The organism is Thalassomonas actiniarum, assembly GCF_000948975.2.
GTDB classification, from domain to species: domain Bacteria; phylum Pseudomonadota; class Gammaproteobacteria; order Enterobacterales; family Alteromonadaceae; genus Thalassomonas; species Thalassomonas actiniarum.
In genome coordinates, this window is the sequence record NZ_CP059735.1 from 2,354,272 (window position 1) to 2,368,558 (window position 14,287).

At 45.3% G+C, this 14,287-nt stretch carries 12 protein-coding genes; all 12 read left to right on the forward strand.

Translation table 11 applies throughout. The features are described from left to right. Positions 1 to 225 precede the first annotated feature (225 nt). Entirely contained in the window at positions 226 to 2,667 is a 2,442-nt protein-coding gene (hypF, locus tag SG35_RS10185; RefSeq protein ID WP_201777857.1) for a carbamoyltransferase HypF, read from the forward strand. A gap of 14 nt (positions 2,668 to 2,681) precedes the next feature. Next, the gene (locus SG35_RS10190; RefSeq protein ID WP_044836312.1) at positions 2,682 to 2,960 is read left to right on the forward strand and encodes a HypC/HybG/HupF family hydrogenase formation chaperone; all 279 of its coding nucleotides are present in this window, start codon (positions 2,682 to 2,684) and stop codon (positions 2,958 to 2,960) included. A gap of 30 nt (positions 2,961 to 2,990) precedes the next feature. Further along, positions 2,991 to 3,689: a D-sedoheptulose-7-phosphate isomerase gene (locus SG35_RS10195; RefSeq protein ID WP_044836313.1), complete on the forward strand. Its 699-nt coding sequence runs from the start codon at positions 2,991 to 2,993 to the stop codon at positions 3,687 to 3,689. A 10-nt stretch (positions 3,690 to 3,699) separates the two neighbouring features. Continuing rightward, complete coding sequence (gene hypD, locus SG35_RS10200; RefSeq protein ID WP_044836314.1) at positions 3,700 to 4,872, forward strand: hydrogenase formation protein HypD; 1,173 nt, start codon at positions 3,700 to 3,702, stop codon at positions 4,870 to 4,872. Then, positions 4,869 to 5,954, forward strand: coding sequence for a hydrogenase expression/formation protein HypE (hypE, locus tag SG35_RS10205; RefSeq protein WP_044836315.1), 1,086 nt, complete (start codon positions 4,869 to 4,871; stop codon positions 5,952 to 5,954). The genes hypD and hypE overlap by 4 nt, the downstream gene beginning before the upstream one ends. A 75-nt stretch (positions 5,955 to 6,029) precedes the next feature. Then, positions 6,030 to 6,662: a hypothetical protein gene (locus SG35_RS10210; RefSeq protein ID WP_053043489.1), complete on the forward strand. Its 633-nt coding sequence runs from the start codon at positions 6,030 to 6,032 to the stop codon at positions 6,660 to 6,662. Between the two features lie 57 nt (positions 6,663 to 6,719). Beyond that, positions 6,720 to 8,396: a hypothetical protein gene (locus SG35_RS10215; RefSeq protein ID WP_044836316.1), complete on the forward strand. Its 1,677-nt coding sequence runs from the start codon at positions 6,720 to 6,722 to the stop codon at positions 8,394 to 8,396. Between the two features lie 101 nt (positions 8,397 to 8,497). Then, positions 8,498 to 9,406 (forward strand): phosphoribosyltransferase family protein, encoded by a 909-nt coding sequence (locus SG35_RS10220; RefSeq protein ID WP_044836317.1) that lies wholly within the window; start codon positions 8,498 to 8,500, stop codon positions 9,404 to 9,406. A gap of 1 nt (position 9,407) precedes the next feature. Next, a complete protein-coding gene (locus SG35_RS10225) occupies positions 9,408 to 10,250 on the forward strand; it encodes a M15 family metallopeptidase (protein WP_044836318.1) in 843 nt (280 codons plus the stop codon). 10 nt (positions 10,251 to 10,260) lie between these two features. Next, entirely contained in the window at positions 10,261 to 11,982 is a 1,722-nt protein-coding gene (locus SG35_RS10230) for a multicopper oxidase family protein (protein WP_044836319.1), read from the forward strand. A gap of 38 nt (positions 11,983 to 12,020) precedes the next feature. Then, positions 12,021 to 12,530 (forward strand): RICIN domain-containing protein, encoded by a 510-nt coding sequence (locus SG35_RS10235; RefSeq protein ID WP_044836320.1) that lies wholly within the window; start codon positions 12,021 to 12,023, stop codon positions 12,528 to 12,530. A gap of 69 nt (positions 12,531 to 12,599) precedes the next feature. Then, the gene (locus tag SG35_RS10240; RefSeq protein ID WP_044836321.1) at positions 12,600 to 14,183 is read left to right on the forward strand and encodes a hypothetical protein; all 1,584 of its coding nucleotides are present in this window, start codon (positions 12,600 to 12,602) and stop codon (positions 14,181 to 14,183) included. The last annotated feature ends 104 nt before the right edge of the window (positions 14,184 to 14,287 follow it).

Below are 14,287 nucleotides of genomic sequence, written 5' to 3' on the forward strand. Positions count from 1 at the left end.
TTGGGGGATTGTAGATCCAAAGTTACTTTGCGGAGATGCTACGGGAAAAATTATTATAAAACATGTTTAAGGCTAACCTGCTGAATTAAAGTGGAAATTTTAATTTTAACAACTAGGCTTATTTTTTAATTAGGTCTGTTACGACCGAGCTATTTATAACCAGTCATTGCCGTTTATTCTGAGCATGTAAATAGACTCCCTTGCCAAGGATAGGAGTATTTTTTCGTGATAGAGAATCAAGAGGTTCGTGTCAGAGGTACTGTTCAGGGGGTTGGCTTTCGTCCTACTGTTTATCGTTTGGCGCTTGAATGTGATCTAAAAGGCGAGGTATCTAACGATTCTGATGGCGTACTTGTACGCTTGTCCGGTGTTTCATCAAACATTGAGATTTTTGTGCAGCGTTTACAGGCCGAAGCACCGCCATTGGCCAAGATAGATGCTGTTGAAACTTTAGTTATAGATGCGCTCTGGCAGTATAAAGACTTCAGTATTCGTCAATCCAATCATTGCGATGGCAGCACAGAGGTTAGCGCTGATGCGGCAAGTTGCCATGCCTGTTTGCGGGAAGTTTTTGACCCGGATGAGCGACGCTATTGTTACCCTTTCACTAATTGCACCCATTGCGGTCCCAGGTTAACCATTATTCAGGGGATCCCTTATGATCGCAGCAATACCACAATGCGTGATTTTTCTTTGTGCAGCGAATGCCTGGCAGAGTATTCACAACCGTTAGATCGTCGATTTCATGCCCAGCCTGTGGCTTGTCATCAATGCGGACCTCAACTGCTTATGCACTATGTTCAATCCGGTGCAGGCAGGGAGTCAGCGTCAAATACGTTATCAGCTAAGGAAGAGCAGTCATTTCAAAAATTAACCCAGATAAACCAAGCATTAAGCGCCGGTAAAATTATTGCGATTAAAGGGTTGGGGGGTTTTCATCTTTGTTGTGATGCCAGTAATCATCAGGCGGTAACCTTATTACGCGAGCGTAAGCACCGCTATGCCAAGCCTTTTGCCTTAATGAGCCATGATGTTGATAATATCAGACAGTTTTGCGCCGTTTCGAGTCTGGAAAAAAGCACACTTGAAAGTTCCGCCGCGCCGATCGTTTTGCTGCAAAAAAAACAACAACTCGAAGCCGGAGTACCGGTATTATCAGAAGCTATTGCTCCAGGTAGCCACCTGTTAGGTTTTATGCTGCCATATACCCCGCTGCACCATCTGATCAGCCGAAAATTTGCAAAACCGTTAATTATGACCAGCGGTAACCTTTCTGGTGAACCGCAAATTATTGAAAATTCAGAAGCGCTAAATAAGCTGTCGGCTATTGCCGATATTATTGTCTACCATGATCGTGATATAGCCAATCGCATTGATGACTCCGTTGTGCGTTTAATTGACGGCAAAGCCAGGATGATGCGCCGAGCGCGTGGTTATGCGCCCCGGTCAATCGCGTTGCCTGAAGGCTTTGAAAAAGCGGAGAATATCCTGGCTTATGGCGCAGAATTAAAGTCAACCTTTTGTATGATAAAACAAGGCGTTGCCATTTTATCTCAACATCAGGGGGACTTGGAAAACCTGGAAACCTTTGAAGATTATGAAAAAAACCTGGGGTTATATCAGCGCCTGTTTGAATTTACGCCACGCTATTTGGCTTATGATAAACATCCTGAATACCTATCGACTAAGCTGGCGCTTCAAGATGGGAAAGAGCAAGCGCTAACGGCGATCCCAGTACAACATCACCATGCCCATATGGCCAGTGCCATGGCCGAGAATAACATACCACTGGCCAGTTCGGCCGTACTGGGTATTGCCCTTGATGGTTTGGGCTTTGGTAGCGATGGTACATTATGGGGCGGCGAGTTCCTGCTCGGCGATTATTGTGACTTTAAACGCCTGGCTCGACTCAAACCTGTCGTTATGCCGGGGGCTGCCCAGGCGATTAAGCAACCCTGGCGTAATACCTATGCCCACATCTTAAATAGCATGAGCTGGGACGCCTTTTGCCGGGCATATGGCGCAACAGATCTGGCCGGTTTCCTTAAAAGTATGCCGATTGCAACACTCGATGTGATGCTGGCTGAAAAGTTAAATTGCCCCCTGGCGAGCTCCGCCGGACGATTATTTGATGCCGTGGCGGGTGCCTTGGGTTTGAGTGCCGCCCAGGTTCAATTTGAAGGCCAGGCTGCCATCGAGCTGGAAATGCTGGCAGATGCCCGGGCAATATTAGCCGGTACCGTGACTAAGCCTTATCCCTTGATAATTGATGAATTTAGCAGTGAAAAAGCGCAACCATTATTAGAGCTTAATCCGGCCAGCCTATGGCCGCCATTGCTTAACGATTTACACCAGGGTGAGTCTGTGTCGGTGATAGCGACACGTTTTCATGCGGGTTTAATAGCAGGCATTGTCTGTGTTGTTGATCGCCTTAAACAAGTCTACAAATTTAACCAAGTCGCTTTGTCTGGAGGTTGTTTGCAAAATGCAATTTTATTCCAAGGCGTGGAAAAAGCACTGCAAGAACGAAATATAACCTGTTTAACACATGCGAGGGTGCCTGCTAATGATGGCGGCATTGCTTTGGGCCAAGGGGCCATTGCAGCAGCCAGACTGATCAGGCAGCCAGCAACCAATAAACAAGATTTATATAACAATTTCTTATAAAAAGAGGGTTCATTATGTGTTTGGGAATACCTGGGAAAATAATCAAAATTATTGATGTCGAGCAGCATTTGGGCGTAGTCGATGTCGGGGGCATTCAACGGGAAGTTAATCTCAGCTGTATTGTCGATGCGGGCGAAAATCTTAATGACCATGTCGGTGACTGGGTATTAGTGCATGTTGGCTTTGCGATGAGTGTGATTGATGAGCGCGAGGCGCAGCAGACACTTAAGGTATTAACTGAGTTGGGTGAAATGCAGGAAGAACTTGCGGCTATGCAGATGGGTGAATCTTGATGAAAGTATATGACTGTCACAGAGGCAACTATGAGTAACTCAGATAACAAATCAACCTTGGATTCACTGTATCCGTTTTTGGCGGATAAAAAAGCCGATCCAGACAAGATGAACCTGGCATTAATCAATTCAATAACGAATAAAGTTGAGCAACATCAAGATGTTATTAGTGGTTTTTTTAACCGTAATGCTCAGCTGGTTGTCGATTGTGCAAATGCTATCGCCCAAATGTATAAGAAAAAAGGCAGCCTGTTTACCATAGGCAATGGCGGCTCAAGCTGTGATGCATCGCATGTGGCTGTTGAGTTTTTACACCCGGTGACAACGGGCAGGCCAGCCTTGCCGGCTTTTGATTTAAGCTGCGATAAGACGCTGATGACGGCCATTGCCAATGATGTCGGTTATGAAAATGTCTATTCACGTCAGGTGGCAAATTTACTGGGGGAAAATGATGCCTTGATTGGTATTTCCACCAGCGGTAACTCAGACAATCTGATACGGGCATTTGCTCAGGCGCAAAAAAATGGTGCCGTCACTATTGGGCTAGCCGGCGGTAACGGTGGGGATATGGCAAAAATGGGTCTTGATTATTGTCTGGTGGTTGACTCAGACAGTATTCACCGTACGCAGGAATGTCATGTCGCTATTTACCATGTTTTATGGGATCTGGTGCACACATTGTTGGCAGACGATCGTGGCTTTTTAACTAAGAAGACTAAAACTAACTAGGAAACTAAAAATGAAACACGTTGATGAGTTTCGTGATCCGGTCAAGGCAAAGGTGTTACTTAAGGAAATTACCGTTATTGCCAAAGAATTAAAAGAAAGGCTAAAGCGTCCCGTTTATATCATGGAAGTTTGCGGCGGCCATACTCATTCAATTTTCCGCTATGGCATTGAAAATATGCTGCCAGAGACGATTGAATTAATCCATGGCCCGGGTTGTCCGGTTTGCGTTTTGCCTATGGGCCGTGTTGATGATTGTGTGGCCATTGCCGAGCGGGACAATGTTATTTTTACAACCTTTGGTGATGCGATACGCGTACCGGGTTCAAAGAAAAGCTTGCTGCAGGCCAAGGCTGAAGGGGCTGATGTTCGTATGGTCTATTCTCCCATGGATGCCTTGTCAATTGCTAAAAATAACCCGGATAAAGAAGTTGTCTTTTTCGGTCTTGGCTTTGAAACCACCATGCCGAGTACGGCGTTGACAGTGCTAAAGGCGGAGGCCGATGGCATTAATAATTTTTCCTTATTCTGCAATCACATCACAATTATTCCAACGGTCAAAGCGGTGCTCGATTCGCCAGATTTACAGCTTGACGGCTTTTTAGGACCGGGCCATGTCAGCATGGTTATCGGTAATAAGCCGTATCAGTTTATCGCTGAGCATTATAACCGTCCTGTGGTGGTGGCAGGTTTTGAGCCTTTAGACATTTTACAGTCATTATGGATGGTGTTGAAGCAATTACAGGCCGGGGAAGCGCGTATTGAAAATCAATATAACCGTATCGTGCCCGAAGAAGGCAACAAAATGGCCTTAGAGGCCATAGCTAAAACCTTTGAATTACGTGAATTTTTTGAATGGCGAGGCTTAGGCTCCATTGATCATTCCGGTGTTCAGCTAAAGGCTGAATATGCGGCCTTTGATGCAGAGAAGAAATTTATTGTGCCTGCGGTGACCATAGCCGATCCAAAAGCTTGCCAATGCGGTGAAGTGTTAAAAGGAGCTATCAAGCCCTGGCAGTGCAAAGTTTTCGCTAAGGCCTGTACACCTGAAACTCCCTTAGGGGCGCTTATGGTCTCCAGTGAAGGGTCGTGTGCGGCCTATCACCAGTTTGGTGGTGATCGTCTTGACGCTGTTCAGGCTAAAGCAAAGTTAAATATTCCAATAAATGAGGCAAGAAACGCATGAATATAGCACAAGAGACAGAACAAGAAGTTGATAGCCGTAAACGCAAAGGTAAATTGGTGAGCAAGGTGATCACCTTAGCTCATGGCGGAGGCGGCAAGGCCATGCGTGACTTGATTGATGATGTGTTTGTGCAGGCTTTTAGCAACCCGGTGTTGAACACCTTAGAAGATCAAGCGCGATTTCATTTAAGTGATTTGGCCACAGAGGGCGACAGGTTGGCCATGACCACAGATTCTTACGTTATTGACCCGATCTTCTTCCCCGGTGGCGATATTGGCAAAATTGCTATCTGCGGTACGGTTAACGATCTGGCCGTGGGCGGTGCCAAACCCTTGTATTTAACTTGCGGCATGATCATCGAAGAAGGCATGGAAGTTAATACATTGCGCGCCATCGTTAAGTCCATGGCCGATACGGCCAGAGAAGCAGGGGTGCAAATCGTTACCGGTGATACCAAAGTGGTTGAAAAAGGCAGCTGTGACAAGGTTTTTATCAATACAGCCGGCATTGGCGTTATCGATAAAGACTATCACTTGGGGGCAGATAAGGCGCAGGCAGGGGATCATATTCTGGTCAATGGTTATTTGGGCGATCATGGTGCGGCCATCATGGATAGCAGGGGGGGAATGAACCTGTCAACAAATATTCAAAGTGATTGCGCACCTTTACAAGGACTTATTCAAACCTTGTTAAATGCCGCGCCGAATACTCGCTTTATTCGAGATGCCACGCGTGGTGGCATTGCTTCGGTACTCAATGAAATCGCTGAAGCCTCGAGCTGTGCTATCCAGATCAGTGAACAACAAACCCCTATACGTCAAGAGGTCATAGGCTTTTGTGAGATCCTCGGTCTGGATCCTCTGTATTTGGCCAATGAAGGAAAACTGGTTGCCGTGGTGCCGGAAAATGAGGTTGAAGCAGCGCTTGAAGCGATGCGCGGCCATGCTTTTGGTAAAGATAGCGCGGATATTGGCACTATTTTACCCGGTGGTACCGCAGGTCGTGTGCATATGCAAACCAGCTTTGGCGGCAAGCGCATCGTTGACATGTTAATCGGTGAGCAATTACCGCGTATATGTTAGCCCTGTACCTGGCCGTGGTGGCAAGAAATGTAATAAATACAGCAAAGTCAATAAATTAATCAGGAGAAATGGAACATGAAGTCATTTTCATCAACAGAGAATTTACCGAGCGAAGGTTTACTTATCCGCATCGTTGACAATGGAAAAGTGCTTACCCTGGACTATCAGGAGGCAACAGCCGAGCATCAGCGCTCTTTGTGGTGGGGCACGGCGGTTGGTTATCGGGCTATGCAGGCTGCGGCGGTGGCTTTGTCAAAAGAAGGTTTATGGTCGCGCGAAGGCTTGACCGTGGTGAGTGGTCACCCCGGCCCCGGTGTACTCGACTCGATTAATTTTGTCACCCATACCCGTGATACAGGGCATTTAACCGTGATGGAAAATCCAAACTGTGTTAGTCGCTGCAATAGTGAAATGAAATTTGAATGGTGGGTCAGTGACGGCAAGCAAACAGCCCATGTCATTTTACGGGAAGACTTTGTGCCTATTGAGTTTTATCAGTTGATTGATCGCCGTGTATATAACGAAGCCACGGCAGAAGACGATAAATTGTTCGAATTGTTTAAAGTGAATCTGTCTTCACGTATCTGGGTGGATTCACTTGATACAAACTTCAGTATTGAATATCAAGCACCCCTGGCTAAAGGGCAGTTACCGTCGGGTAGTGACTGGAGTGAAAAGATTGCGACTACTCCGGAAGTGGCCCTGTAAAAATCAAAATTGAGCAAAAATATTAACGATAACCGTCTCTATAAAGGAATAAAAATAATGAATAAGGAAAAAATACTGGGCATAGCCTCGGCAATGCTACTGGGCGCCGTTACGGCACAATATGCCTATGCTGCGGATGATACCGGGGCAGCAATTACCTCGGCAGAATTAACCACGCCGACTACCGTCTTTCCTACCGATTTGGTCAGCGGCGCCAGTCAAACACAGCTGGCCAATTATGCCTGGCGCCTGTTTATTGCTTCTATGCAGCAAACAAGTGCGACTTTGCAATCAGGAGCTGGTCGCGGGGTTGGTGATGGCAAGCACAATTTTATCCAGACCGGTGCTACACCCGCAGTTGATAATCCACTGGTTTTTGAAAGCTTTTATCATCGCACCGAAGCCTTTCCTTACTACACGACTTCTAAGCCGGCATCACCGATTAATGCGCTGCCAACTTATTATACTTTTTATGAAGATGCCTCTGATAATAAACAGGCGCTGACGGTGAAAGGTCAAAATTACGTTTATTTGGATGAAACCAATCAGATCAGTCAAAATCTTTTGTATTACAAAAACTCTCATAACCCTGATTTCCCGGTTTTGTTTATGGCCAAGGTTAATCAGCAAGAAACGGAATATGCGTTATCCAGTGACCGGGAGCCACCCAGTGCAAGTAAGTCATGGGATTTTCCCGATGGTGTAGTTGAAGTAAAAAGTGCCTGGCGTCGAGTTTCTGATATTAAAAACTCAGATACGAATAAGTACCATCAGGCCAGTGCGACCTATTTTGTTTCTGATGGTGAGAATGCCCCCGTTGCACATACCGCCACCTTTGCCCTTATCGCCATTCATATTATTCAAAAAACGGCTAATTATCCTGAATTTATATTTACCACATTTGAGCATGTGGATGCGGTAACCCGCAACAGCAGTCAGGCGATTACCGATCCTGCGTATAAAACCGAGTACAATAATCTCTCTTACCAAACGCCGGACACTGACCCTCACACGGCGACGGCGAATGGTGCTTATTATATTAACGAACAAGGACAATCGGGAAAGCCCAACAAGTTATCAACCTATACCTTACCGTCAAAGGGCACTATCTCACAAGATTACACCACTGTGGTGCAGCCTAACACCATTATCAGTGAAGTGAATGATGTCAATAACCAAGTCAATGCCCTGGTACAAGGTCTCGACAGCGATAATGTCTGGGGAAATTACCGGCTAAAAGGTGTGCAAGCGGTGCCTACCAGTGATTCAGATACCAGCAATTACTATCTGGCCAATATTGTTGTCGAAAGCAGTCAACCGGGTATTCAGCTCTTTAGTGGTGTTTTATTGAACGGTGGTGTGCCACAGGCCGGGACAACGACAGCGACAAAGGATGTACTCTATTTTGTTAACTGCCGGGGGGATAAAGGCTCATCAACATGTGTTTATCCGACGGAATCCGGGCTCAGTAACAGTAGTGCACCCAGCACTTACAATAATGTTTCACTTGGTGTAACCCAAGATGCGGCTGTTCCTGCACCGAAATACAATATGGGAGGCTGTCAGGGTTGTCATGGTGCGGCGCAACAATTGGGGAGAGATTTCAGTTTCCTGGCTAATGGTGTCGGTGGTAAAGGCAAGGAGCTTGATTCCGTTGCTGCATCTGACCTTTCTCTGGAAGCAATCGATGCCCATAACACTAAGATGATACAAAGTTCGGGCTTTGATCTATAACTGTTTTACTTTTTAAAGCCAAGCACAGCAAGTGTGTTGTGCCGCTTTTTATCATGGCTGCTTTGCAACAAAGACAGCTCGGAAGATTGAGGAGTGAACCATTGAGTCAGGGAAAAGACAACTTGCATGTCCTGCAAGAAATTCAGGGCCTGTCGTTAGCGGCAGATGATCCGCTTTATTACCATTATCCGGCGATGAAATTGGGGCAGTTAGCGCAGGTCAATTTTTTTAGTGAGCAGTTATCTAACAAAGCCATTGATATTTTAACAAGAGACCGGGAAGAAAATGGCGATAAAAATACCTGGCTGATCACCGCTCCGGCTTACTACCAGTTGCCTGCCGCGGCAAATCTGTTGGCCAGAAAAATACACTTATTATTAAAGGGCTTGGGGTTTAACACCAGCTTAGCTGAGCTGCGTTTGGGCTCTCAACAAATTGAAGTACGTGACCAGCAAGAGTTTAGCAACTATCACAATTACAGCAAGAACACGGTAACGCAGCGTATTAAAGAGCGTCAACGTGTTCAAGGGTTATTAGCGTGTGATGATTTAGCGCCGCAATTTAGCGGCAGCTCGGTACTGGTGGTCAATGATATTAATGTCACGGGCACCCAACAAAAATTTATTCAGCAAACGCTCAATGAATTCGGGGTTAAAGAAAGCCACTGGCTATATATTTTCACTCTGGATAAACAACTGGCAAAAAACAATCCGGAAATTGAATATCAGTTAAACAATTTACGCATCAGTGATCTCGATAGTTATATAGAGGTTTTAAAGGATAGCCAGACGCAACATACCGCGCGTTGTATCGGCCGCTTGTTTGATCAGGACATAGATAACTTCCGCTACCTTGCGGGGGCGGTTGGCAGCCAAACCCGTGCAAAACTTTACCAACTGGCACAATCTGAAGCTCGTTTTAGTGGCAATTTTTTTGCGGAAAAAATGCAAATACTGGCAAACCAACAACAAGAAATCAATAAAGAGACAGTAACAAACACAGGGTTGTGACATGTACGATATAGATTACAAAATACCGTTAGTGGATCTGGAAAAGATTCGCGCACCGCATTATCAGATCCCGCTAGATGAGCAATCACCATTGTTTAATGAACCCATGGTGAACTTAAAACATTATGATTTGCCGTTTTTATCCTGGCATGCGATCACCGACGGCAGTAATGCACCATATGGTAAACCTATTCAAGGCAGTCGTCAGGAGGGCTGGTTGCGCAAAACCATTGCAGAAAAATTGCAACGGGCAAATCAGCGCTTGCATCCCTATGGCGCAGAGTTGCTGATCCTTGATGCTTACCGTTCAATAAAATGCCAAAAAGGATTATGGACATATTTTTATGAGCGTGGGCGCAGTGAAATAGTCAATGCCAGTGAAGAGGATTTACGACAATATGCCCTTGGTTATGTGCGAGATCCGAGAAAATTTGATCCGTACGATGGCCGGACATTTCCGATCCACATTACCGGCTCTTCTATTGATGTGGTTTTACGTAGCAGGGAAACCGGCAAGTGGCTGAATATGGGCTCTGAATTTGAAGCAATTATTGAGATCAGCGCGACCGATTATTTTGAACGTCAGTTGTTGCAAGGACTGATCGCTGATGATGATGAGCGTTTGTGGAATCGACGTTTACTTGATTGGGCGCTGCGCTCTGAGGACTTTCTTAATGATCCTATTCTTTTTTGGCACTACGACTGGGGCAATCAGATCTGGATAAAAGTTAAAAAGGCGATATTTGGCGAAGCGCCGGAAAAAGCCTGGTATGGCCATATTGGCCCCCCGGCATGGACAGTTGAAGAAGCGCAATTGCTTGTTAAGGACTCAAAACTACAATAGGGAAAAACCAATGAATAAACCAAAGGTTATTTTGTCAGGCGGCTTGGCTGCTGCTTTGTTAAGTCTGCTGGCCGGTTGCATGTCAGTGCAACAAGGCTCTGATAACTCGCTTGTTGCTCGTGACTCTACTGGCCATCGCTTGTTAGCAAGCACTCAAGAGCGTGTCATTGAATGTGGTGATGATACAGGTTTGTATCAGGAGTTAATAAACCCGCCGACACTTTATGCAAAAGATCAGTTAATAGATACTCAGTTGGCGGCTGCAATTGTGCCTAAATGTGTGAATCGCAGCCAGTATAATTTGCAATCTTACGTCGATACAAAGGCAGGAACAGACAGCCGTGCTGTTGGCCCCGCCTATATTCTTGATGTGGGTGAACAGCTTGCAAATCCTCATCTAAAAATACAGCTGAGTAATCAATTAGGAGATCCCAATGAACAATATCATTGTGGTCATGATGACGCCGCAGGGGAGCATTCTGGCGAGGACGTATTAAAGTGCACTAATTTGCATACTCACGGTTTTCATGTCTCACCCAAAGGGTCGGAAGATCCAAGTAAAACCCAATCGGATTATGTTTTTATAACCATAACGCCGGCAACACAAACGGTAAGTTATGATTTTGACATTCCAAATACTCATGCGCCAGGTACCCACTGGATGCATGCCCACCTGCACGGCTCTACCGCACCTCAGGTACAAAATGGTATGGCAGGTGCACTTATTTTAATAGGTGATATTGATAGAACACTGTCCGGGCAATACGGCATCAGCCTGGAGAAAGATAATGATAAAATTATGATCCTGCTGCAGATGGAAATGACGGATGTCCCGTTATGTGAAACTTCTGACAAAGGCCAGGTTATCGTCACCTCAGTTAATGGTCAATGTTTACCAAAAATCAGCGGCGAGGCCGGTGATATTCAGCGCTGGCGTTTTATACATGCGGGGATCTCGGCAACCCTTAATCTCGCCGTTGTTTATGAAGGCGGCAAGAAAAAACTGCATGAATTCGCCCGTGATGGTATCACCATGAACGGCACACAAGTGCAGGAAAATATTGTTTTACAACCAGGTTATCGCAGTGATGTGTTATTTCAGTTTCCCGAGTGCCAGTCTTATCCTTGTGAAATGTTTTTGATTGATGAAGAGACCAGCGCGGCTTCGAGTTTTCTGGGGGAGTCTGAGCCGGACAGTTATGTGGCAAAAATCGTGATTGAGAACAAAGCTGCGACGGCGATGACAATGCCCAAAGCCTCTGTTTTTACCAATCCCTACCCGTTTATTTGTGAGCCACAAAATTTCCAGGAGTGTAGTGAAAAGCTGGCAGTAAAAAAAGTGTGGTTTGCTAATGAGCCAAAAGATCCAAATGATGACAGTCAGGGCACCTATAAAACCGTTAACGGAGGTGTTTATCCTGATACCCCGGTTATGGATTTAACTTTGAATGACAAGAATACATGGAAACTCTGGGTCGGGGATAAACAGGAGGTCAACGGTGCAAGCCATCCTTTCCATATACATGTAAACCCATTTCAGGTTGTTGATGAAAATGGGTTTAGTTATTGGAAAGATACACTGCTGGTAAATGGAACTGACAACTACGGTGAAGAAAACGCCATCACGGTTGTCTCTCGCTATGAGAATTTTGATGGAGAGTTTGTCTTGCATTGCCATAATCTGGATCATGAGGATGATGGCATGATGATGAAAGTGAGAATAAATAATTAACAGGAAAGTTGGAATAACTCATTAACAGGAAAATTATTATGTCGAACTATTATTTTATCACCAGTAAACTTAACAACTATGTTCTCGATATTAAAGGGGCAAGCACCGAGCCTGCAACCCCTATCATAAATTATCCGCAAAAATCCTCAGGTACAGATAACCAATTGTGGACACGTGAGCCTACCGGCCCCAAAGATCCCGCCGGCGGCCAAAGCCAATACTTTATCAAAAGCAAACTTAATGGCAATGTACTCGATATTTCCGGTAATAATACTGCGCCGGTCACACAGATCATCAGCTATCCACAAAAATCATCGGGTACCGATAACCAGGTATGGAAAATTGTAGAAAGTAGTATCGAAGGTTATTTCTATATTGTGAGTTTGTTAAACGACTATGTTTTAGATGTTAAAGGCAATTCTACTGCAGCCGCGACACCGATAATTAGCTATCCACAAAAAACGCCCGCCGGAGATAACCAATTGTGGAAATTTGTCGATTCAGAACATGCTTCGGGTAAGAAATCCGGGATCTCAGCCGGAACTTAGGATAATGAAAAAGCGGTTCCCGGCAAAGCTGCGTTTTCTCACTATATAACAGGGATAGGGTTTTTAATCATGATTCAAACGACTGAAACTAAACAGGACAACACAAAGAAAGCTGCCTTTTCCGAGCAGAATTTATCATGGAAAGTGCTGGCCAATTCTCCTATTGCCAGCTCAAGAACGGATGATATCTGGTTTTTTGATGAACAAACCGGCTGGCTGGTTAACTCCAGCGGTTATGTTTGCAAGACGACTGATGGTGGAGAGTGTTGGCTCCCGAAATTTTATGTTTGTCCCGGCTCACTTGGAAAACCTTATCTGCGCTGTATGGGGTGGGGCAGTGAAAAAGTTGGCTGGTTTGGTGCTGTGACGGGTTTAGGGGATGACGGGGTGAAAAACCCTGATAACTACCTCAATACCCTGCTACACCATACAACCGATGGCGGGAAAACCTGGCAGCGGGTAACCAATTTACCCAAAGCAGCCCCCGCGGGCATTTGCGGATTTTATGCGGTGAATGACAAAGTCGCTTATGGCTCAGGTACCAATGACCCGGGATTGCCTGGTCCCGGGGTTATAAAAACAACGGACGGAGGCGCTAGCTGGGAACTCTTTGAAATGAGTGAACATGCCGACAATCTGATCGATATTTATTTTATGGATGAAAACAATGGATTTGTTGTCGGGGGGAAAATTCAACCGCAGTGTGAAATCAATTACGCCGCCTATCCGCCACCACGGTTAATAAAATATGCCCAATTAAAACCTGTGGTATTAAGAACATGTGATGGCGGTAAACACTGGGAAAATGTTGCGCCGGACTTTAGCCATTTTCCTTGTGGTGAATGGGGTTGGAAGATCCAATTTATTAACGATAAATTTGGTTTTATCAGTCTTGAAAATTTTGCTGGTGCGGCTATTTTAAAAACCTCAGATGGCGGTAAAAGCTGGCGCCGTCACGCGGTACAAGACAGTTGTGGCAACATCATCAATACTGACCTGGAAGGCATTGGTTTTATTAATGAAAATCAAGGCTGGGTCGGTGGTTGGGGTAATAATTTTGCCGGTTTAATGAACTGTTATACCCAAGACGGTGGACTGACCTGGCTGAGTGAAGATCATAACCCACTTGTCTCACACAGTGATGACAGATTGCGTATTAATCGCTACCGATTTATTGGTGATCCGGTAACGGCCGGTTATTGCTCCGGGCAACAAGTCTATAAATTACAATTTGGCTGCAGTACTAAAAAATCCGCTTTTGCAAAATCATCTGCTTTTGCAGAGCAAACACGTTTAGAGCCGGCACATAGCTGTGAACCAAGTCAAAAAAAGGCCTTTTCAAAGAGACAAAGTGAACTGGCTTTACCCGAGCATGATTTTGACCTGGCATATAAAAAGCACCCGGATGGAAAACTCGAAATATCTTATTTGCTACCAGAAGGGGCTGAAAAGCTGTTTATCGGTCTGTGGAATCAGTTTGCCTTTTATGTAAAAACCTTAGTGAATAACCAACCCCAGGGAAAAGGCCGGCAAAGTATTTTTTGGGATGGTTGTGATGATGAAGGTCAAGCCGTTGGTGAGGGGGTATATATCTGTCGATTATCGGTAGATGGACGTCAGGGCGGCAGCCAAATGGTTGAATGGAGCCGATAAGTGTTAATAACTGGCTCGCCATATATCTGTTGTGGTTTGTAGAGAATGCAGATCACAACATTTTTAGCTGTCTTTGACGGGGAACTTTTACAGGTAATTTTTAC